At 60.0% G+C, this 580-nt stretch carries 1 protein-coding gene and 1 pseudogene; one reads left to right on the plus strand and one right to left on the minus strand.

What is annotated here, in order from left to right; genetic code table 11:
* Positions 1-292, plus strand: a pseudogene (locus tag E5W87_RS15780) (4-hydroxyphenylpyruvate dioxygenase); the annotation flags it as partial.
* Between the two features lie 20 nt (positions 293-312).
* On the opposite strand, the gene E5W87_RS15785 reads toward E5W87_RS15780, so the two are convergent.
* On the minus strand, positions 313-580 hold a 268-nt coding region (locus E5W87_RS15785; protein ID WP_292398985.1), incomplete at its 5' end, for a DinB family protein.

Raw genomic sequence — 580 nt, forward strand, 5'->3', positions numbered from 1 at the left:
GCCGGTAACCTATTATGACATGTCCCATAACAGAGTGCACGGCCATGACGAGCCGATCGAGCGCATGAAAAAGCACGGCATCCTGATCGATGGCGAAGGCGTGGTCGACGGCGGCACGACCAAGATCCTGCTGCAGATATTCTCGAAAACCGTGATCGGCCCAATCTTCTTCGAATTCATCCAGAGGAAGGGCGACGAAGGTTTTGGCGAGGGCAATTTCCGCGCTCTGTTCGAATCGATCGAGCAGGACCAGATCAAGCGCGGCGTGCTAAAGGTGCAGGCGGCAGAGTAGACCGCACAGGGTTGAGCGGCTCACAGGCCGAGCCGCTCGACCTCCGCTTTTCTCAGCTTCAGATCGTAGTCGAGGAAGAACTCGTCGAGTTGCGGCGGCTTCACTGACGTGCCGGACAGCATTGCGTGCACCTGCCCGCGATGATGGATGTCGTGGATGAAGAGATGGGCGAGCAGGTCGCCGATGCGCTCCGGTATTTTTCCGTCCTCGCGCCGGTCGGTGATGACGCGGCGATCGAGATCGTCGGCCGACAGACGGTCGCAAAAGGCGATCAGCCGCCGGTCGGCC

The organism is Mesorhizobium sp. (assembly GCF_004962925.1).
In the GTDB taxonomy this organism is placed as follows: Bacteria; Pseudomonadota; Alphaproteobacteria; order Rhizobiales; family Rhizobiaceae; genus Mesorhizobium.